15 protein-coding genes and 2 tRNA genes are annotated in these 18,733 nt (G+C 56.0%); 10 read left to right on the forward strand and 7 right to left on the reverse strand.

The window, feature by feature from the left end:
* The first annotated feature begins 214 nt into the window (after positions 1-214).
* Positions 215-2,317: an elongation factor G gene (fusA, locus tag ACMYSN_RS23720; RefSeq protein WP_462496383.1), complete on the forward strand. Its 2,103-nt coding sequence runs from the start codon at positions 215-217 to the stop codon at positions 2,315-2,317.
* A gap of 52 nt (positions 2,318-2,369) precedes the next feature.
* Here fusA and sbcB read toward each other — a convergent pair whose 3' ends face one another.
* Positions 2,370-3,794 carry an exodeoxyribonuclease I gene (gene sbcB / locus ACMYSN_RS23725; protein ID WP_462496384.1) on the reverse strand — a complete coding sequence of 475 codons (1,425 nt, stop codon included), beginning with the start codon at positions 3,792-3,794 and terminating at the stop codon, positions 2,370-2,372.
* A 180-nt stretch (positions 3,795-3,974) separates the two neighbouring features.
* On the opposite strand from sbcB, the gene dacD reads away from it, so the two are divergent.
* The 5 genes from dacD to cobT all read left to right on the forward strand — a co-directional run bounded on the left by dacD (position 3,975) and on the right by cobT (position 8,624).
* Complete coding sequence (dacD, locus tag ACMYSN_RS23730; protein ID WP_174507977.1) at positions 3,975-5,141, forward strand: serine-type D-Ala-D-Ala carboxypeptidase DacD; 1,167 nt, start codon at positions 3,975-3,977, stop codon at positions 5,139-5,141.
* Between the two features lie 134 nt (positions 5,142-5,275).
* On the forward strand, positions 5,276-5,749 hold the full coding sequence (sbmC, locus tag ACMYSN_RS23735) for a DNA gyrase inhibitor SbmC (protein ID WP_462496385.1): 474 nt from the start codon (positions 5,276-5,278) through the stop codon (positions 5,747-5,749).
* A gap of 105 nt (positions 5,750-5,854) precedes the next feature.
* The gene (locus ACMYSN_RS23740) at positions 5,855-6,913 is read left to right on the forward strand and encodes an FUSC family protein (protein WP_462496386.1); all 1,059 of its coding nucleotides are present in this window, start codon (positions 5,855-5,857) and stop codon (positions 6,911-6,913) included.
* Between the two features lie 168 nt (positions 6,914-7,081).
* Positions 7,082-7,405: a DUF496 family protein gene (locus tag ACMYSN_RS23745; protein WP_041146350.1), complete on the forward strand. Its 324-nt coding sequence runs from the start codon at positions 7,082-7,084 to the stop codon at positions 7,403-7,405.
* A 160-nt stretch (positions 7,406-7,565) separates the two neighbouring features.
* Entirely contained in the window at positions 7,566-8,624 is a 1,059-nt protein-coding gene (cobT, locus tag ACMYSN_RS23750; protein WP_462496387.1) for a nicotinate-nucleotide--dimethylbenzimidazole phosphoribosyltransferase, read from the forward strand.
* A 44-nt stretch (positions 8,625-8,668) separates the two neighbouring features.
* Here cobT and ACMYSN_RS23755 read toward each other — a convergent pair whose 3' ends face one another.
* The 3 genes from ACMYSN_RS23755 to shiA form a co-directional block, all read right to left on the reverse strand.
* A complete protein-coding gene (locus ACMYSN_RS23755; protein WP_462498327.1) occupies positions 8,669-9,727 on the reverse strand; it encodes a Rossmann-fold NAD(P)-binding domain-containing protein in 1,059 nt (352 codons plus the stop codon).
* Between the two features lie 175 nt (positions 9,728-9,902).
* On the reverse strand, positions 9,903-10,643 hold the full coding sequence (locus tag ACMYSN_RS23760; protein ID WP_462496388.1) for a lipoate--protein ligase family protein: 741 nt from the start codon (positions 10,641-10,643) through the stop codon (positions 9,903-9,905).
* Between the two features lie 44 nt (positions 10,644-10,687).
* A complete protein-coding gene (shiA, locus tag ACMYSN_RS23765; RefSeq protein WP_462496389.1) occupies positions 10,688-12,007 on the reverse strand; it encodes an MFS transporter in 1,320 nt (439 codons plus the stop codon).
* A gap of 291 nt (positions 12,008-12,298) precedes the next feature.
* Between shiA and ACMYSN_RS23770 the strand changes: the two genes are divergently transcribed.
* Both ACMYSN_RS23770 and ACMYSN_RS23775 read left to right on the forward strand, forming a co-directional pair.
* Entirely contained in the window at positions 12,299-12,796 is a 498-nt protein-coding gene (locus tag ACMYSN_RS23770; protein WP_462496390.1) for a putative pterin-binding protein, read from the forward strand.
* A 10-nt stretch (positions 12,797-12,806) separates the two neighbouring features.
* The gene (locus ACMYSN_RS23775) at positions 12,807-14,729 is read left to right on the forward strand and encodes a putative bifunctional diguanylate cyclase/phosphodiesterase (RefSeq protein WP_462496391.1); all 1,923 of its coding nucleotides are present in this window, start codon (positions 12,807-12,809) and stop codon (positions 14,727-14,729) included.
* 107 nt (positions 14,730-14,836) lie between these two features.
* Here ACMYSN_RS23775 and ACMYSN_RS23780 read toward each other — a convergent pair.
* Positions 14,837-14,912 (reverse strand) — tRNA-Asn (locus tag ACMYSN_RS23780).
* 194 nt (positions 14,913-15,106) lie between these two features.
* Between ACMYSN_RS23780 and ACMYSN_RS23785 the strand changes: the two genes are divergently transcribed.
* Together ACMYSN_RS23785 and ACMYSN_RS23790 are read left to right on the forward strand one after the other, a co-directional pair.
* A complete protein-coding gene (locus tag ACMYSN_RS23785) occupies positions 15,107-16,543 on the forward strand; it encodes an MATE family efflux transporter (RefSeq protein ID WP_462496392.1) in 1,437 nt (478 codons plus the stop codon).
* Positions 16,544-16,669: 126 nt separating this feature from the next.
* A tRNA-Asn gene (locus ACMYSN_RS23790) sits at positions 16,670-16,745 on the forward strand.
* A gap of 117 nt (positions 16,746-16,862) precedes the next feature.
* On the opposite strand, the gene ACMYSN_RS23795 is transcribed toward ACMYSN_RS23790, so the two are convergent.
* Together ACMYSN_RS23795 and ACMYSN_RS23800 are read right to left on the reverse strand one after the other, a co-directional pair.
* Positions 16,863-18,317, reverse strand: coding sequence for an AMP nucleosidase (locus tag ACMYSN_RS23795; protein WP_462496393.1), 1,455 nt, complete (start codon positions 18,315-18,317; stop codon positions 16,863-16,865).
* A gap of 122 nt (positions 18,318-18,439) precedes the next feature.
* A complete protein-coding gene (locus tag ACMYSN_RS23800) occupies positions 18,440-18,691 on the reverse strand; it encodes a histidine kinase (RefSeq protein ID WP_462496394.1) in 252 nt (83 codons plus the stop codon).
* Between the last annotated feature and the right edge of the window lie 42 nt (positions 18,692-18,733).

Here is an 18,733-nt window from a genome sequence, read left to right on the forward strand (position 1 = left end):
TGCTCCCGGGAGCAGCAGCCCGTATCGGCGGCTGGCCGGTAATATACCCAAACTACATGGCTAACGCCACGTACGTCAGTTCAGCTTCGCCAATAGAAACAATAGCAAAAATAGTTCGAATATACTCGTACAGTTGTACTATGATAGAGGCCGGTAAACACATTGCGGCACAATTCAGCCGCTCACTGACAGTCAATACGACTAAGGACGCATCATGCCCCGACCCATCCCCCTCGAACGTTATCGCAACATCGGTATCTCCGCGCATATCGATGCCGGCAAAACCACCACCACCGAGCGCATTCTGTTTTACACCGGAATGAGCCACAAGCTGGGGGAAGTACACGATGGCGCGGCAACCACTGACTGGATGGCGCAGGAGCAAGAGCGCGGAATTACGATTACCTCCGCGGCGGTAAGCTGCTTCTGGCCCGGAATGGACCGCAGTTTCGAGCCACACCGTATCAATATTATCGACACCCCGGGCCACGTGGATTTCACCATCGAGGTGGAACGTTCGATGCGCGTGCTGGACGGTGCGGTCATGGTGTATGACTCCGTCGGTGGCGTGCAGCCACAATCAGAAACCGTCTGGCGACAGGCGAATAAATACCACGTACCACGGCTGGCGTTCGTCAACAAAATGGACCGTCCCGGCGCGGATTTCTTCCGTGTCGTGCAGATGATGATCGACCGTCTGAAAGCTAACCCGGTGCCGATCGTGATCCCTATTGGGGCCGAGGAGCATTTCACCGGGGTGGTGGATCTCATCAAAATGCGCGCCATCTTGTGGGACGACGCGACCCAGGGCATGACCTTTAGCTACGCGCCGGTGCCGGACGACCTGCTGGCGACCGCCCAGGAATGGCGAGAAAAAATGGTCTCGGCGGCGGCGGAAGCCAACGACGCGCTGATGGATAAATACCTGGAAACCGGCGAGCTGAGCGAAGCCGATATTATCGCCGGATTGCGTCAGCGCACCGTCAGCGGGGAAATTCAGGCGGTGCTGTGCGGCAGCGCGTTCAAGAACAAAGGTGTGCAGCGCATGCTCGATGCGGTAATCGAACTGATGCCGTCACCGCTGGATGTTCCGGCGATTGAGGGTGTCGATGAGAAAGGCCAGTCGGCTGAACGTCATCCGGGCGACGACGAACCGTTCTCGGCGCTGGCGTTTAAACTGATGACCGATCCGTACGTCGGCCAGTTGACCTTTATTCGGGTATACTCTGGCACCCTGAAAAAAGGTGATGCGGTGTACAACCCGGTGAAAGGCAAGAAGGAGCGTATCGGGCGTATCGTGCTGATGCACGCCAACGACCGTCATGAGGTGGATGAACTGCATGCCGGGGATATTGCCGCCTGCGTCGGGCTGAAGGATGTGACTACCGGCGACACGCTGTGCGATCCCGATGCGGTTATCACCCTGGAACGCATGGAGTTTCCGGAGCCGGTGATTTCGCTGGCAATTGAACCGAAAACCAAAGCCGACCAGGAGAAAATGGGCATCGCCTTGCAGCGACTGGCGGCGGAAGACCCGTCATTTCGTCTGCACACTGACGAGGAGTCCGGCCAGACGATTATCTCCGGGATGGGGGAACTGCATCTGGAAATTATCGTCGACCGCATGAAACGTGAGTTTGGCGTGGAGGCCAATATCGGCCGTCCGCAGGTGACCTACCGCGAGACGATCCGCAAAACGGTCAAAGAGGTGGAAGGCAAATTTGTCCGCCAGTCCGGCGGTAAAGGACAGTACGGTCATGTGGTGCTGACGCTGGAACCGCTGGCGCCGGGAAGTGGCTTTGTGTTTGAAGATGCCACCAAAGGCGGGGTGGTACCGCGCGAGTATATCCCGTCAGTGGAGAAAGGCTTGCGTGAAGCGATGGGCACCGGCGTGCTGGCCGGCTATCCGGTAGTGGATGTCAAAGCGACCCTGACGTTTGGCTCGTACCATGATGTCGACTCCTCGGAGATGGCCTTCCGCATGGCGGCGATTTTTGGCTTCAAGGAAGGGGCGCGCCGGGCCGATCCGGTGATCCTCGAACCGGTGATGCACGTGGAAGTGGAAACGCCGGAGGAGTACGCCGGGAACATTATGGGCGATCTCTCTTCCCGGCGCGGCATGGTGCAGGGGATGGAAGAGCGCTTCGGCAGCCAGATTATCCGTGCGGATGTGCCGCTGGCTGAGATGTTTGGCTATTCCACCACGCTGCGTTCGATGTCGCAGGGCCGTGCCACCTACAGCATGGAGTTCCACCATTACGCGGAAGCCCCGCGCAATGTTGCGGAGGCGATTATCGCCAGCCGCGCCAGAAGTTAACCAACCGTTCCCGGGCTGGGCGTCAAGCGCCCTCTCCGGGAATTTTTCCCAATCAAACAATCTCTTGCACGTACTGCCACAGCGCTTTCAACAGCGCCTGCTTCTCTGTGTTGTCCGGATATTGCTGATACAGCATCTGCAACTCATCGGCGTAAGCCTGCAAACGCTCCGGGGTAAACACTTCACGACGATGCTCTAACCAGCGTTGCTGCTCGGCCTCGTCGAGGGTGCCGGGGAAATTTCGCGCGCGATAGTTAAACAGCAGGCGAGCTATCCGCTGGTCGGCGAAGGTAATATCCAGCGCGGGCAGGTTACGCGGCTCGGTTTCCAGAACGATTTTCATCGCCGCGCGGTCGGCATCGCTGAAAAAGCCGTTATAGAGCTGAGCATCGACGTTTTCAGATGGCACGAACGGCTCCGCGTCGGCAAAGAGGGCAACCACTTTCTCACGTAGTAGCGGATGACTGCGCAACAGCTGCAGATTATCCATGCAGCGCTGGCGGTTAATCCCCAACCGGTCGGCATCCTGCGGGCGCAGCGCGTTATCCTGGGCCAGCACCGGGCATTTATTCAGGTGGACCAGCTTAATCGGCACCGCCGCCAGCTCGCCGAGATCGGCTTTTGGCGTATACAGTCGTTCGCGCAGCGTATCAGCATCCAGTTCCAGCAGCGGGGTCATATCGCCGGCAAGATCGACCATGATCACCGCATTGCGGTTGTCCGGGTGCCAGGCAAGTGGGGCGACCAGGCTGGTGTTGCCCCGCGCCGCGCCGAACATGCCGGACACATGGACCAGCGGCTTGATTTGAACCACGTCGATGAGCGTCGCCAGCTTGCGCTTGTTGCGATGGCTGTAGAGATAGTCAAACAGGCGCGGCTGCTGGGTTTTGACCAGTTTCGCCATGGCGATGGTGGCGTAAACGTCGGCCATCGCGTCGTGGGCGTTGCTGTGTTCAATGCCGTTGGCGACGGTCAGGTGCTCCAGGCGGAAGCTCGGCAGGCCGTCGTCGTTCTCCGGCCAGTTGATCCCTTCCGGGCGCAGCGCGTAGCAGGCGCGCATCACATCCAGCAGATCCCAACGGGAGTTATCGTGCTGCCAGCTCCAGGCGTAGGGATCGTAGAAGTTGCGATAGAAAATATTGCGGCTGACTTCATCATCGAAGCGCACGTTGTTATAGCCGACGATGCAGGTTTTGGGCACCGTGAACAGATCGTGAATACGGCGGGCAAAGGCCGCTTCGTTGTCGCCTTTGGCGATAGCTTCCTGCGGGGTGATCCCGGTGATCATGACCGCCTGCGGCTGCGGCAGATAGTCGTCGGCCAGTTTGCAGTAGAAGACTTCCGGTTCGCCGATGATATTCAGCTCCGCATCGGTGCGGATGGCGGCGAACTGCGCCGGCCGGTCAAGCGAAGGGCTGGTGCCGAAGGTCTCGTAATCGTGAAACAAAAATCCGGGCTGATTGGCGCTATCTTGCATAGTCTGTTCATTATCCATGGTGGCGTGCATCCGTTATGGTAAACGATTTGCCTGGGCATCAGAAGGGCGTTGGCCGTGGCAGACTTTTACCGTGTCATATTTTCTTGCAATTAAACCCTGATTTGAAAGAAGAACTTCCGTAAAAAGGACGGCGAGTCTGCCAATCTAGAGGATATGCCGTTGAAAGGCCGTTTTTTTATTGCTGTAACTTTGCTCGCTTCGAGCGTTTCTTGCGCATTTGCTGCTAATGATTTCCCCGCTACCGTGGCGCCACCGTCGATTCAGGCTGGCTCCTGGGTACTCATGGATTATACCACCGGACAGATACTGACTGCGGGCAATGAGCACCAGCAGCGTAACCCTGCCAGTCTGACGAAATTAATGACCGGCTATGTGGTCGATCGCGCTATCGACAGCCACCGCATCACCTTTGACGATATCGTCACCGTCGGCCGCGATGCCTGGGCCAAAGGCAACCCGGTATTCGACGGCTCATCACTGATGTTCCTGAAGCAAGGTGACCGGGTCAGCGTGCGCGATTTAAGCCGCGGACTTATCGTCGATTCCGGTAACGACGCCTGCGTGGCGCTGGCGGATTATGTGGCCGGCGGCCAGCCACAGTTCGTCGCCTTGATGAACAGCTATGTTGAAAAACTGCATCTGCAGGATACCCATTTTGAAACCGTGCATGGTCTTGATGCGCCGGGCCAGCACAGTTCCGCATACGATCTGGCGGTACTGTCACGGGCGATCATTCACGGCGAGCCTGACGTCTACCATATGTACAGCCAAAAGAGCCTGACGTGGAACGGTATCACCCAGCAGAACCGCAATGGGCTGCTGTGGGATAAAACCATGAATGTCGATGGCCTGAAGACCGGGCATACCTCAGGCGCCGGCTTTAACCTGATTGCCTCTGCAGTTGACGGCAAGCGTCGTCTTATCGCCGTGGTGATGGGCGCCGACAGCCCGAAAGGGCGCGAACAGCAGGCGGCGAAACTGCTGCACTGGGGCCAGCAAAACTTCGATACCGTCCAGGTGCTGCAAAAGGGCAAAAAAGTCGGCAGCGAGCAGATCTGGTACGGCGATAAAGATCACATCGAGTTGGGCACCGATCAGGACTTCTGGTTAGCGCTGCCGAAGTCGGAAGTGTCACGCATCAAAGCGAAATATGTGCTGGATAAGAAAGATCTCGAAGCTCCGATTGCCGCCAACCAGCGGGTGGGCGAAATTTCACTGTACGATGGTGACAAAGTCGTGGCCCACTGGCCGCTGGTCACTCTGGAGAGTGTCGGCAAGGGCGGGTTCTTCTCGCGATTGAGCGATTATCTGCACCACGGCCTGTAATCTTCATGCCCCGTTCGGGGCATTTTTTTTGGATAATATTACGGCAACTCTGCGAATCAACTCACATACTGATCCTCATCGCCTGGTTACACTTCATGTATATTTATACAGTTGTTATCAATAGTGGAGGCAGCATGGAATATCACGTTAAGTCCGTCGACAAACGTAAAATTGCCGGGTTTCACCTGGTGGGGCCGTGGGAACAGACCGTTAAACAGGGTTTTGAACAACTGATGGCGTGGGTCACAAACCATCAGGTGCCAGCGCAGGAGTGGGTGGCCGTTTACTACGATAACCCAGACCAGGTGCCGCCCGAGAAACTGCGCTGCGATACGGTGGTTACCGTGGCGGAAGATTATGTTATCCCGCCCGGCAGCGAAGGGGTGATTCTCACCGAGATCGCCGGCGGAGAGTACGCTTTTGCCCGCGCACGGGTGGAAAACCATGACTTCTCCACGCCTTGGCTGGCCTTCTTCAACAGTCTGATGCAGGACAAGACGTACCACATTGCGGAAAAACCGTGCTTCGAGCTTTATCTGAACGACGGCAATCAGGACGGCTACTGGGACATTGAAATGTATGTCGCGGTGACGCCGGTCGGGGAGTAACCCGATAATCCCCCTGTGAAAAGGTTTTTTTGAGCAGCGTGCTGCTTATAGCGAAAAAGCAGTTACAATTGGCCTTTGCTACCTGCTTTCTTGCTGGAGAGCGTTGTGCGCGCTGATAAATCACTCAAGCCTTTTGAAATTCGTCTGTATCGCCACTATCGCGTGGTGCATGGTATTCGAATTGCTCTGGCCTTTGTCCTCACTTTTTTGCTGGTTCGTCTGCTGAATGTGCCGGAAGGCACCTGGCCGCTGATCACTCTGGTGGTGGTGATGGGGCCGATTTCCTTCTGGGGCAACGTGGTGCCGCGTGCTTTTGAACGTATTGGCGGTACCATTTTAGGTTCGGCACTCGGGCTGGTGGCGCTCAAGCTTGAACTGATCTCCTTACCCATAATGGTACTGTGGTGCGGCCTGGCCATGTTCCTCTGCGGCTGGCTGGCGCTGGGCAAAAAGCCCTATCAGGCGCTGCTTATCGGCATCACGTTGTCGGTGGTGGTCGGGGCGCCGCCCGGCGATATGCATACCGCGCTCTGGCGAAGCGGCGATGTTATCTTCGGCTCGCTGCTGGCGATGCTGTTCACCGGCATCTGGCCACAGCGGGCATTTCTGCACTGGCGCATTCAGATGGCCAACTATGTCACCGCCTTCAACCGTCTTTATCAGGCTGGTTTTTCCCCTAACCTGGTGGAGCGACCGCGTCTGGAAAAACACCTGCAGAAGGTGCTGAACGATGTGGTCAAGATGCGCGGCCTGATTACCCCGGCCAGCAAAGAGACCCATATCCAGAAAGCCATTTTCGAGGCGATTCAGACCGTGAGCCGCAATCTGGTCTGCATGCTTGAACTGCAGATCAACGCCTACTGGATTTCCCGTCCCGGCCATTTTGTGATGCTGAACGCCCATACGCTGCGCGAAACCCAGCAGATGACCCAGCAAACCCTGCTGACCATTGCGCATGCCTTGTATGAGGGTAACCCACAGCCCATCCGCGCCAATACCGAAAAACTCAACGAGGTTGTGGCTGAACTGCGCCAGCTGATGAACGAGCATAAGGGGGACAACCTGTCGGAAACGCCCATCCATGGCTACGTCTGGCTGAGCATCGAACTGGCGCGCCAGCTTGAGCTGCTGTCGAATTTAATCTGTCGGGCGCTGCGTAAATAAAAGCCAGATGCACGCAATTTGCCCACAGGTTGCTTCGATTCAGCTGCATTTAGGGTTATGATAAACGTAAAGGAAAAAACATTGTCATCAGCGTCTGCTAACAGTTATGTTAGCCCTATATAGCAGTCGCTTTAGCGAATCCGAATCTCAAATATTAGGGGTATAAAAATGGAAACAACTAAGCCTTCTTTCCAGGACGTACTGGAGTTTGTTCGCCTGTATCGTCGTAAGAACAAATTGCAGCGTGAAATTCAGGACGTTGAGAAAAAGATCCGTGACAACCAGAAGCGCGTACTGCTGCTGGACAACCTCAGTGACTACATCAAGCCAGGCATGAGCGTTGAAGCCATTCAGGGCATTATTGCCAGCATGAAAAGCGATTACGAAGATCGTGTTGATGACTACATCATCAAAAATGCTGAGCTGTCCAAAGAACGCCGCGACATTTCCAAAAAGCTGAAAGTGATTGGCGAAGCGAAAGTCGAAGAGTAATCACGCTGTACCTGCCCGGTGGCGGCCCTCGCTGCCGGGAATTCCCCTTCTGATTTATCTCCTTCCCCTGCGATGAACGGCCTTGTCACGTGAATTTCTGCGCGCCACGGGGTTCACAATGGGCGATGACACATCATTTGACAGTGCGACGAGGAACATAATGGACAATCTTTCGGCTTTCATTGCCGCCATTGCTCAGCCGGATCGGGCGGCGATGGCGCGGGCGCAACAGCATCTGGACGGATTATTAAAACCGCCGGGTAGCCTGGGGCGGCTGGAAGCGCTGGCCGTACAACTGGCCGGTATGCCGGGGTTGCGCGGTGAGCTGCAGCTGATGGAGAAAGCCATCGTGGTGATGTGCGCCGATCATGGCGTCTGGCATGAAGGGGTCGCGATTTCACCTCAGGTGGTGACGGCGATTCAGGCAACAAACATGACCCGGAAAAATACCGGCGTCTGCGTGCTGGCGGCGCAGGCCGGAGCCAAGGTGCACGTGATTGATGCCGGTATTGACGCGGACCCGATTCCCGGTCTGGTGAATATGAAAGTCGCGCGCGGCAGCGCTAACATTGCCCACTCGGCGGCCATGAGTCGCGAACAGGCGACGGCGTTGCTGGTGGCCAGCATTGGCTATACCCGCGAGCTGGCGGCTCAAGGAGTCAAGGTGTTTGGCGTCGGCGAACTGGGCATGGCCAACACCACCCCCGCGGCGGCAGTGGTTAGCGTACTGACCGGCAATGATGCCCATGAAGTGGTTGGCATTGGCGCTAACCTGCCGGTGTCTCAGCTGGCGCACAAAGCCGACGTCGTGCGGCGGGCGATAGCGGTCAATCAACCACAGGCGGACGATGGCCTGGACGTACTGGCGAAAGTGGGCGGGTTTGATCTGGTCGGTATGGCCGGCGTGATGCTGGGCGCGGCATCCTGCGGGTTGCCGGTGGTGCTGGACGGTTTTCTGTCTTATGCCTCGGCGCTGGCGGCCTGTCGTCTGGCGCCAGGGGTTCACCCGTATCTGATCCCGTCGCATCTGTCGGCGGAAAAAGGGGCGCGTATCGCACTGGAACACCTACAGCTGGAACCCTATCTGAACATGGGGATGCGCTTAGGCGAAGGCAGCGGGGCGGCGCTGGCGATGCATCTGGTGCAGGCGGCCTGCACGATTTACAACGAAATGGGGACGCTGGCAGAAAGCAATATTGTGCTGCCGGAAGGTCACTAACCAGTCATCAGGGCGACCGCCGTCGCCCTGATATCCACACGGATTTAGAGCGCCTGTTGCCACACGCTCTGCGGCAGCAGATAGACCGCCGCCGGCGCCTGCATCCCTTCCGTCACGATATGCTTGATACCGCTGGCCATCACCGCCAGGGTGACGTCAAAGGCGTTGAGGCTGTCGCCAAATCCTGCGGTCAGGTTCAGCATTGAGCCGTTGGCCATCAGATACACGGTTTTATTCTCCATCCGATAGGCGTTGATGAACGGCATGACCTCTTCATGGCTGAACTGACGCAGGTAGCCGCAGTCGATCTCTTCGGCAACGTGGCCCACGTTGAGGATGAATACTCCATCTTTCGCCTTGTCCAGAGCCTGGCTGTTGACTACTTTTTTGCCGCCGGTTGCGGTAGCGACCACATCCGCAGAGGCGATGGCATCCTGTAAATCGACAATGTGCCAGCCATCATAGGCCGCCTGCAGGCGACGAGCGGGATCGATTTCGGCTACCATGACCTGTCCACCAAAGGCTTTCGCCGAGGCGGCAACGCCTTGTCCCACCAGGCCATAGCCGATCACCAGCACTTTTTTCTCATGCAGGGTCAGGTGGGTGGTCTGGAAAAAGGTGTGCCAGGCGGTGAGGCCAACCATGTGACGGTTATGCAAACCCTCTTTCACCGGCAGGTCGTCCCAGTTAAAAATAGGGTAACCGGGATGGATATCGCCCAGGCGGCTGACGCCGGAGCCGGTGGCCTCCAGGCCGGCAACGATATTGCCAAACTCGCCGCGCTGGTGGAGCAGAGTGGTAATATCCGCCCCCATTTCGCACAGATGAGTCGGTTCCCAGGCAATGGCTTGTTCCCAGGATTGCTGCCAGTCGGCATCGCTCATGTCTCGCCATGCGCAGGCCTCAGCGCCGCGCTCGACCAGCCAGGCGACCACATCATCCTGAACGGTGGTCGGGTTGCAGGTGGTCAGAAAGACTTTTGCCCCTTTTTCGAGGGTCCCCTGCACCAGTGGGATCATTTTCATATCCAGATGCATGCAGCAGGCCAGTCGCACCTGGCTCAGGTCTGGAAGCGCGGCAACCTGGCGCAGCGTCCGCGGCATATTCTGGCGGGCCCATGCCACGTCTTTCGTAAAGTTTGTCTTATTATTCACGGTGTTGTGACCTTCAGTGCGTAGAGCGGGTTAATCCCCGATGGAAAAAAGGATTCTAGCGTAATGCGTGGGAATCCGGTAACGGCAGCGCATCACGGCTGTCTGTAGCCGCCGCTGACTGTTGCTAAGCGGGCGAGTGCAGCTGCTGCGCCAGCGCCTGGCGAAAACGATCCAGCAGGTTGGTCTCACCGGGCAGCAGCTCCGAGAGCGAGACGGTTTTATCGGCCCGATAGACCCGGCCGCTGTTGAGCCTGGCTTCGAACGCATTTGCTGCCTGATGTGCAGCGGGCAGATCGGCTTCCAGTAAGATCACCGCATGGGCGAGGACGATATGCCCCTCGCCCTGCGAAAGAGGCCGCCAGTACTGGGCGGTTCCGGCAATTTTGCGCACATCCTCACCCTTGCCGCAGGCCAGGTTGTAGCGCCCGTCGCAGAACGAACCGGTGACGGACTGAAAATGGCTGGTGACGCCGAACGTCGCCAGGGTGCGCTGCAGCAGCCAGCAGAGCAGGAGATAGATCGGCTCCGCCGCTTCTCCCAGCGGTTGTGACACCGGCCAGGCGAGACTGAGATTGACGATCCCCGGACCTTGCGGCACCAGCCCGCCGCCGGATCGGCGTATCCATACCGGCCAGCCGCAGCGGCTGAAAAGCGTGCTGACGTGGTCGAGCTCACTAAATTTGCGGTAGCTTCCCGGCACGACAAACCCCTGCGGCGCCTGCCAGAGCTGGGCCACCGCCTGGCCATTGCGCGCCAGCTCAATCAGTGGTTGCTCGGCAAGGGTCGGGTCGGGACAGAACCGCAGCGGGAGTTCCTGATGATGAAACAGCGCGGGCCAGCAGGCGGGGCGGTTCTCCTGGATCATGACATCTCCTTATGGACGGCGGTTTCTCCGCCGTCCGCATGCTATCAGGGGTGAGCTTTCTGTTTCATCAGCATCGCCGTGAGGGCAGAAAGCAGGCAGCCGACGGTCAGGTAAATCGCCACGCTGTGCCACGATCCTCCGGAGAAGGTCACTAACGCAGCTGCGATAAACGGCGTAAAGCCGCCGCCAACCACGCTGGCCACCTGATAGCCGACACCGGCACCGCTGTAGCGGTAGCTGGCACCGAACATCTCGGTGAACATCGGTTGCTGGACGCACACCACCATATCATGGGCGATATTGGCCAGCATCAGGGCAAAAAACAGGATCCAGAAGTAGGACTGACTCTCCAGGGCCATAAAGAACGGGAAGGCGCTCAGGGTGCCGATCAGTGCGCCGGTAATATAGATGCGTCGCCGGCCAAAGCGGTCAGCCAGCCAGGCGAAGCAGGGAATCGTCAGACAACTGATGGCACCGACCAGCAGGCCAATATTCAGGAACAGTTCGCGCGGTAGTCCGAGGTTCTGCGTAGAGTAATTCAGGGCGAAGGCGGTCACGATATACATCGTTAACAGTTCGCACAGGCGCAGGGCGATGATCAGCAGAAACGCGCCGGGATGGCGGAGCAGGGCTTCGATTACCGGCAGACGTTTTTTCTCCGACGGCTGCGGTTTCTGCTGCTGATTTTCAAATTCCGCCGATTCGGCCATGCCATTGCGGATCCACAGGGCGATCAATACCAGCACCACGCTGAACAGGAAGGGCAGGCGCCAGCCCCAGCTCAGGAACTGCTCGTCGGTGGTGTTGGCGCTAATCAGCGAGACCAGGCCGGTTGAGAGCAGCAGGCCGACACCATAACCCACCTGCACCCCGCTGCTGTAAAAGGCTTTTTTATGTTTGGGGGCGCTTTCCACGGCTAACAGCGCCGCGCCACCCCATTCACCACCAACGGCGAAGCCCTGGATGGCTCGCAGGATGACCAGCAGAACCGGCGCCCACCAACCAATCTGGTTAAAGGAGGGAAGCAAGCCGATGCAGGCGGTGGCAATGCCCATCATCCAGACGGTCATCATCAGCATACGTTTACGCCCGAGACGATCGCCGAAATGGCCAAAGATAATGCCGCCTAACGGGCGAAACAGGAAACCGACGCCGAAAGTGGCGAAGGCCGCCAGGGTACCCATCGCGGGACTGACCTGAGGGAAAAACTCGCGGTTAAACACCAGCGCGGCGGTGATGCCGTACAGCAAAAAGTCGTACCAGTCGACTACCGCACCGGCAAAGCTGCCCCAGGCCGCTCTTCTGGCGCGATTAAGTGAACAAACCTCCTTGCCGGGGGGATGAGAAATAAGCGTTGAGTCCATACTAATCCTGTCTGTTGTCATATTTGTCATTATTGGAATGAGACGCAGTCTTAGCCACGTCTTTACAGAGACTACCGCGCAGGCCGGGCAGAGAAAAGATTTTTACCGGAGACGTTGCATAAATGGCAAAAAACGTTCTTTTTATCACCAGGTGTAAACATAAGTTCGGAGGGCTCTGAAATGCGGAAATATTTTTAATCCAGAACCTCACAACCCGGGGCTGACATCTTTTAAGAATTGACCCTAATGGTTTACAATTAACAAAACTCCAATTACGGAATGGTGAGCAAAATGCGTCTACTTTTCGCAGTGTTATTTTGTGTTATGGCTGTGCCAAATGCGTTTGCAGAAAAACTGCCTGCCCCTACCGGCAAGCCCGTTTTAACCATTTCCGGCCTGATTGGGAATACCAATGTTGGCGATACCGCGGTGTTTGACCGGGATATGCTGGAAAACCTGGGGATGGAGACGATTGTGACCACCACGCCATGGTACTCAGGCAAGGTGCGTTTCGATGGTGTTTCCCTTAAGAAATTAATGGATTTAGTGGGCGCTAAAGGTGAAACCGCAAAAGTCATTGCCCTTAATGATTATACGACTACCGTCCCGCTCGAAGACTTCCGCAAGTTCCCGACGATTCTGGCGCTAAAAATGAACGGCGAATATATGCAGATCCGCGATAAAGGCCCTTTATTTATTGTTTATCCGTACGACAGCAGCCCGGAACTACAGAATCAGATCTATTATTCCCGTTCGTCATGGCAAGTTTCAAAAATTATCATTGAGTAAGGGTTTGATCTTGAATCGAATACTTACCGCCATTATTTTGTCGCTTTTCATCATCACCGGGTACATTACCTACCTGGTGCATGAGCGGCAAGGTGAGTTACAGAAATTAACTCGCTATACGGACTCCTGGTCAGTTTCCCAGATGGTTTCCGAATATATGCGGCTGGAGGCGAGTTTAGGCGCGTATGCGCTCGGTGTTGATAGCGTAGACCACGATAAGGTTCGCCTGCGTCTGGATATCATGCTGAGCCAGATTGAACTGCTGGAGCAGGGCGATCTGGGCAACTTTATTCGTAAGGACGCGGGGCGTAAGGCAACCGTGGCGAGTTTGATTCATATTTTACGTCAGCTCGACGGGGAACTCGATACGATGACCCCGGCACAAATCAGGCTCGTATTACGCGACATGAGCGAGCTTGACGGACCGATGACGTCGATTGCCTCCACCTCGCTGGTGCAGGGGATCGACGTGGTTAACGAGACCCACGACAAGATACAGAATCTGTATTTTATCTACTCTATTATCTCCGTCCTGCTGATCACCACCTGTATTACCCTGGGCCTGTTGATGTTGCGTCAGAATAACAACCTGCGCCGCGCCCATGTCAGAATGAAACTGCTGGCTGACGATCTGCAGTCATCGAAAGAGAAGCTGCAGGTGCAGAACCGTCGGCTGCAGTACGATGCCTATCATGACTCATTAACCGGAATGCCGAACCGGCTCTCCTTCTGGCAAAAACTGCAAGAAGTCGTTAATCAGGTCAGGCCTTACAACGGCTCGGCGGTGATCATGTTGTTCGATCTTGATAACTTTAAAGATGTGAACGATACGCTGGGACACGATTCCGGCGATAAGCTGCTGCAGGAACTGGCCAGTCGACTCTCGTTTTTCCGTAAAACCTCCGAAACGCTGTATCGCCTGGGAGGGGATGAGTTTGCGCTTATCTCCAGCGATCTGAGCGAAGAGATGGCGCTGGATCGCGCCCTGGTCATTCGTGAGAAAATCACCCAGCCTTATCAAATTTATGATTCGCTGATCAATATTGATGCCTGTATCGGCGTGGTACTTTCTGAGCGGGAAACCCGTACCGATTATCTGTATAAGTGTGCCGATCTTGCGTTATATGAAGCCAAGAAGGAGGGGAGTGGCACGATCAAAATCTTCCGCCCTGACATGCTGCAACGTCTCCAGGAGAATAAGTCCTTTGAGGATGATCTGCTGCAGGCTCTCGATAATGGTGAGTTCCGGGTCTATTACCAGCCGATCGCCGATACGGTCAACGGCGAAATCTATGGCTACGAGGCGCTGGTGCGCTGGTTCCATCCTGTGCGTGGCGTGGTGCCGCCCACCACCTTTATTCCGATTGCCGAGAAGACCGGCATGATCAACGCGCTCGGGGAGTGGGTGTTGAGTACCGCCTGCGAGGAGGCCGCGAAGTGGTCGTCTCCGATGAAGGTCTCGGTTAACGTGTCGCCTATTCAGTTAATTAACAGCTCGCTGACCGAGGTGGTTATCTCGGTCCTCAAGCGGACAGGGCTGGATCCGCACCGTCTGGACCTCGAAATTACCGAGTCGGATATTTTCAATGAAAATACCCGTTCTTTAGAGATCCTTAGCCAGCTGCGCGAGCTGGGCATCCAGATTTCTATTGATGATTTTGGTACCGGTTACTCGTCATTGTCGCGGTTGAGCTATTTCCCGTTCGACAAAATCAAAATCGACCGCTCATTTGTGGTGAATATCCCAATGCAGAAAGATGACCTGGATATCGTCCGGTTGATTATCAGCATGGGGAAAAGCCTACATATGCGCATCGTCGCCGAGGGTGTCGAAACCGAAGAGCAGTTACATTCCTTGCAGCAGCTTGGTTGCGATCTGGTTCAGGGTTATCTGATTGGTAAACCCGGCCCGCTGAATACCCCGGCTAAATAATGACCTCTGGTGGTCTGGCGCGGGTCTGAATAATCAGTTCAGGAGAGTCGGTTGGTTGCGGAAAGCAAGAAGCCCGCTCAGGTTACCCTGAGCGGGCTTCTTAAATATGGCTCCTCTGACTGGACTCGAACCAGTGACATACGGATTAACAGTCCGCCGTTCTACCGACTGAACTACAGAGGAATCGGTGTGGAGTCGTATCTTAGCGGCGAAAAAAATTTTGTCAAACATCTAATTGCCCCCTGAGAACCAACTGGCGGTTCCATCAACAATTTGTTGCTATTACCGACGATTAATAAGGAAAAATGTTTTGCAGGAACGGCCATTCTCCATCATCATTTGAAATGTAGTTTCAACTTTTCTCACTAAGGTCTCCCTTGAACGCCACCTCCGCAGTGCGCCAGGTCTTTGAACGAACAACCTGGTTCAAAAAACGTAAGAGTTACCGTGTGCTGTACTGGCGCGAAATCAGCCCCCTTGCTGTGCCTATTTTCCTCGAAAATACCTGTGTTTTATTGATGGGCGTGCTGAGCACATTCCTGGTCAGCTGGCTGGGAAAAGAGGCGATGGCCGGCGTCGGTCTGGCCGATAGCTTCAATATGGTGATCATGTCGTTCTTTGCCGCCATTGACCTTGGGACCACGGTGGTGGTGGCCTTTAGCCTGGGCAAACGTGACCGGCGACGGGCAAGGGCGGCGGCCCGACAGTCGCTGGCGATCATGACGCTGTTCTCAATCTTGCTGGCGGTTGTGATCCATGCTTTTGGGAAAGAGATCATCGACGTGGTTGCCGGCGAGGCCTCGGAAGAGGTGAAGGCGATGGCGTTGACCTACCTTGAGCTGACGGTACTGAGCTATCCGGCGGCGGCCATCGCGCTGATCGGCAGTGGGGCGCTGCGCGGTGCGGGCAACACGAAAATTCCGCTGCTGATCAATGGCGGGATGAACATTCTCAACATCATTATCAGTAGTATCCTGATTTACGGTATTTTTTCCTGGCCGGGGCTGGGGTTTGTTGGCGCCGGTCTGGGGCTGACGATTGCCCGCTATATTGGCGCGGTGGCGATTATCTGGGTGCTGGCGATTGGCTTTAACCCGGCGCTGCGTATTTCGATCAAAAGTTATTTCCAGCCCTTTAACTTTGCGATTATCTGGGAAGTGATGGGCATCGGTATTCCGGCCAGCATCGAGTCCGTACTCTTCAACAGCGGCAAACTGCTGACGCAAATGTTTGTCGCCGGAATGGGGACCAACGTGATCGCCGGGAACTTTATTGCCTTTTCTGTCGCCGCGCTGATTAACCTGCCGGGCAACGCGCTGGGGTCTGCCTCGACGATCATTACCGGCAAACGGTTGGGTAAAGGACAAATAGGACAGGCGGAGCGCCAGGCGTGGCACGTGTTCTGGCTATCGACGGTGGTGCTCACGATTATTGCATGGGGAACGGCGCCGTTTGCTAATCTGATCGCCTCGTTCTACACCAGCGAAGAAGACGTGAAAGTCGTGGTTAAAGAGCTGCTGTGGCTGAACGCCTTCTTTATGCCTATCTGGGCGACCTCATGGATTTTACCTTGTGCATTTAAAGGTGCGCGCGATGTGCGCTATACCATGTGGGTATCGATGCTGGGAATGTGGGGCTGTCGCGTGGTGGCGGGCTATACCCTGGGGATTGTGCTGGGGATGGGGGTCATCGGGGTCTGGCTGGGCATGGTGCTCGACTGGGCGGTACGCGGCGTGCTGTTCTATGGCCGCATGGTGAGCGGGCGTTGGCTGTGGAAATATCCGCGGGTCAAAACTCAAGTGGACGAAACATAACCACTTTTCAGTAAAAACGGCAATTTTTGTGCAAAGTGGAGAATAAATCGGCAAACGGTGTGAATTATGAAAACAGCCTTTGACAAGGGCATCCACCGCCGTTAATATTCGCCCCGTTCACACGATTCCTCTGTAGTTCAGTCGGTAGAACGGCGGACTGTTAATCCGTATGTCACTGGTTCGAGTCCAGTCAGAGGAGCCATATTTAAGAAACCCGCTTAAGGAAACTTAAGCGGGTTTTTTGCTTTTTGTCTTCCGGATGGTTCTGTTGTTTTCCGGTTCCCTGCGCGAAGTACGCGCAGGGTTATCAGGATTGACGTTAGCGGAACGGGGGTTCGTTGAAGGTGCGCAGCTTACGGGAGTGCATGTGATCGCCCTCCGCGCGCAGTAAATCGATGGCCTTGATGCCGATTTGCAAATGTTCGGAAATGGCCCCTTCATAGAAACGGTTCGCCTGGCCGGGCAGCTTAATCTCGCCGTGCAGCGGTTTGTCTGACACGCACAGCAGTGTGCCGTACGGCACGCGGAAGCGGTAGCCCTGGGCGGCAATGGTGGCGCTTTCCATATCGATGGCGACGGCACGGCTGAGGTTAAAGCGCAGCGCCGAAGCGGAATAGCGCAGCTCCCAGTTACGGTCATCGGTCGTCACGACCGTTCCGGTACGCAGGCGCTGTTTGACCTCTTCTCCCGGCATGCCGCTGATCTGCTTGGTGGCGTCGTAAAGTGCACGCTGCACTTCGGCAATGCTGGGGATCGGAATATCGGGTGGCAGCACCGCATCCAGCACGTGGTCATCGCGCAGGTAGGCGTGCGCCAGCACGTAGTCCCCAATGGTCTGGCTTTCACGCAGGCCGCCGCAGTGGCCAATCATCAGCCAGACGTCCGGACGCAGGACCGCCAGGTGGTCGCAGATGTTTTTGGCGTTTGCCGGCCCGACGCCGATATTAATTAAGGTAATTCCCTGACCATCTTTGGTGATCAGGTGCCAGGCTGGCATCTGATGCTTTTTCCACGCCAGGTCGGAAACAGCCTGCTCCGGTGCTTCGGTATTGGCGGTGATCCAGATACCGCCGGCACAGGAGAGGGCGATATAGGGGCTGTCGGGGTCAAGAATCTGGCTGCATCCCCAGCTGACGAACTCATCGACGTAGCGCGTGTAGTTGGTAAACAGGACGTACGGCTGGAAGTGATCTACCGGCGTGCCAGTATAATGACGCAGGCGCGCGAGGGAGAAATCCACACGGCGGGCATCAAAATGGGAAAGCGGATGATGCTCGGTAGGATGGAACAGCCCGTCGGCGGTCTCATCACCGATTTGCGACAGCTCGGTGGTCGGGAAATGTCGGGTCAGGCCTGCACTCATCGAACGATCGAGCGTTAAGGCTGAACCATCGATGACATACGGATAGGGGATTTCATGCTGTGACCGCTCGACGCTGATATGCGCGCCATAATCCTGATACAACGACGTGAGCTGCTCCAGCAGATAGGCGCGAAAAAGTTTGGGGTTGGTAATGGTCGTAGTGTAGCAACCGGCATGAGTGAAGCGGCCCCATGCTCGGGTTTTTAGCGCTTTATGGTCGGCACCATCCCAGGATACGGACAGCTGTGGATAGACAAACAGTCCGTTGGCGCGCTCTTTTTCATCAGGGAGTACGCTGTGGTTGATATACTCGCCGATGGCTTTACGTAATGCATCGACCGAACGTTCATACTGCGCTTCAAGCTGGCTCAGCGCTTGCTCCGGGGTCAGACTGGCGGCCTTCTGGTTCATCTTCGCTCCTTATTTCAGGTCTGCTGACATGCCCGATAGTATGTCACAGACGGAAAAGTGCGAAGGGGAATTTCAGCGGCTTAGCGGCGAAAGTGATTGAATTCGATATTGTTGATGATGTTTTACGCAGGCGTGACGGCTTCAGCCCAGTGTTCGGTACTGTAGGGGCGTGCTTTGATGACTTTTACGCTGTTTGCCAGGTTGCCATTGATGCAATAGCGGGCGTTTGCCAGTGGCGTGAGTTTATCGCCACACCGCAGGGTAAAATGGCAGGAATCAATCGTGGCGATTATCGCTAACTGACCACTTTGCAAGACCACACAATGCGGGCCCGCCTCGTTGGCCGACCGTACTTTTTTGACCCACCATTCCATCCGACTTTCTCTGCGCTATGATTTCCCCGGCGATAATTGCCG

The sequence above is a fragment of the Klebsiella sp. R445 genome, assembly GCF_051131755.1.
In the GTDB taxonomy this organism is placed as follows: domain Bacteria; phylum Pseudomonadota; class Gammaproteobacteria; order Enterobacterales; family Enterobacteriaceae; genus Klebsiella; species Klebsiella lignicola.

Excerpts from the sequence above, each read along its gene's own strand:
- sbmC (WP_462496385.1), top strand. The coding sequence starts at position 5,276 with ATGGAATATCACGTTAAGTCCGTCGACAAACGTAAAATTGCCGGGTTT.
- fusA (WP_462496383.1), top strand. The coding sequence starts at position 215 with ATGCCCCGACCCATCCCCCTCGAACGTTATCGCAACATCGGTATCTCC.
- ACMYSN_RS23760 (WP_462496388.1), bottom strand. The coding sequence starts at position 10,643 with ATGATCCAGGAGAACCGCCCCGCCTGCTGGCCCGCGCTGTTTCATCAT.
- ACMYSN_RS23800 (WP_462496394.1), bottom strand. The coding sequence starts at position 18,691 with ATGGAATGGTGGGTCAAAAAAGTACGGTCGGCCAACGAGGCGGGCCCG.
- sbcB (WP_462496384.1), bottom strand. The coding sequence starts at position 3,794 with ATGCAAGATAGCGCCAATCAGCCCGGATTTTTGTTTCACGATTACGAG.
- shiA (WP_462496389.1), bottom strand. The coding sequence starts at position 12,007 with ATGGACTCAACGCTTATTTCTCATCCCCCCGGCAAGGAGGTTTGTTCA.
- ACMYSN_RS23795 (WP_462496393.1), bottom strand. The coding sequence starts at position 18,317 with ATGAACCAGAAGGCCGCCAGTCTGACCCCGGAGCAAGCGCTGAGCCAG.
- cobT (WP_462496387.1), top strand. The coding sequence starts at position 7,566 with ATGGACAATCTTTCGGCTTTCATTGCCGCCATTGCTCAGCCGGATCGG.
- ACMYSN_RS23745 (WP_041146350.1), top strand. The coding sequence starts at position 7,082 with ATGGAAACAACTAAGCCTTCTTTCCAGGACGTACTGGAGTTTGTTCGC.
- ACMYSN_RS23770 (WP_462496390.1), top strand. The coding sequence starts at position 12,299 with ATGCGTCTACTTTTCGCAGTGTTATTTTGTGTTATGGCTGTGCCAAAT.
- ACMYSN_RS23755 (WP_462498327.1), bottom strand. The coding sequence starts at position 9,727 with ATGCCGCGGACGCTGCGCCAGGTTGCCGCGCTTCCAGACCTGAGCCAG.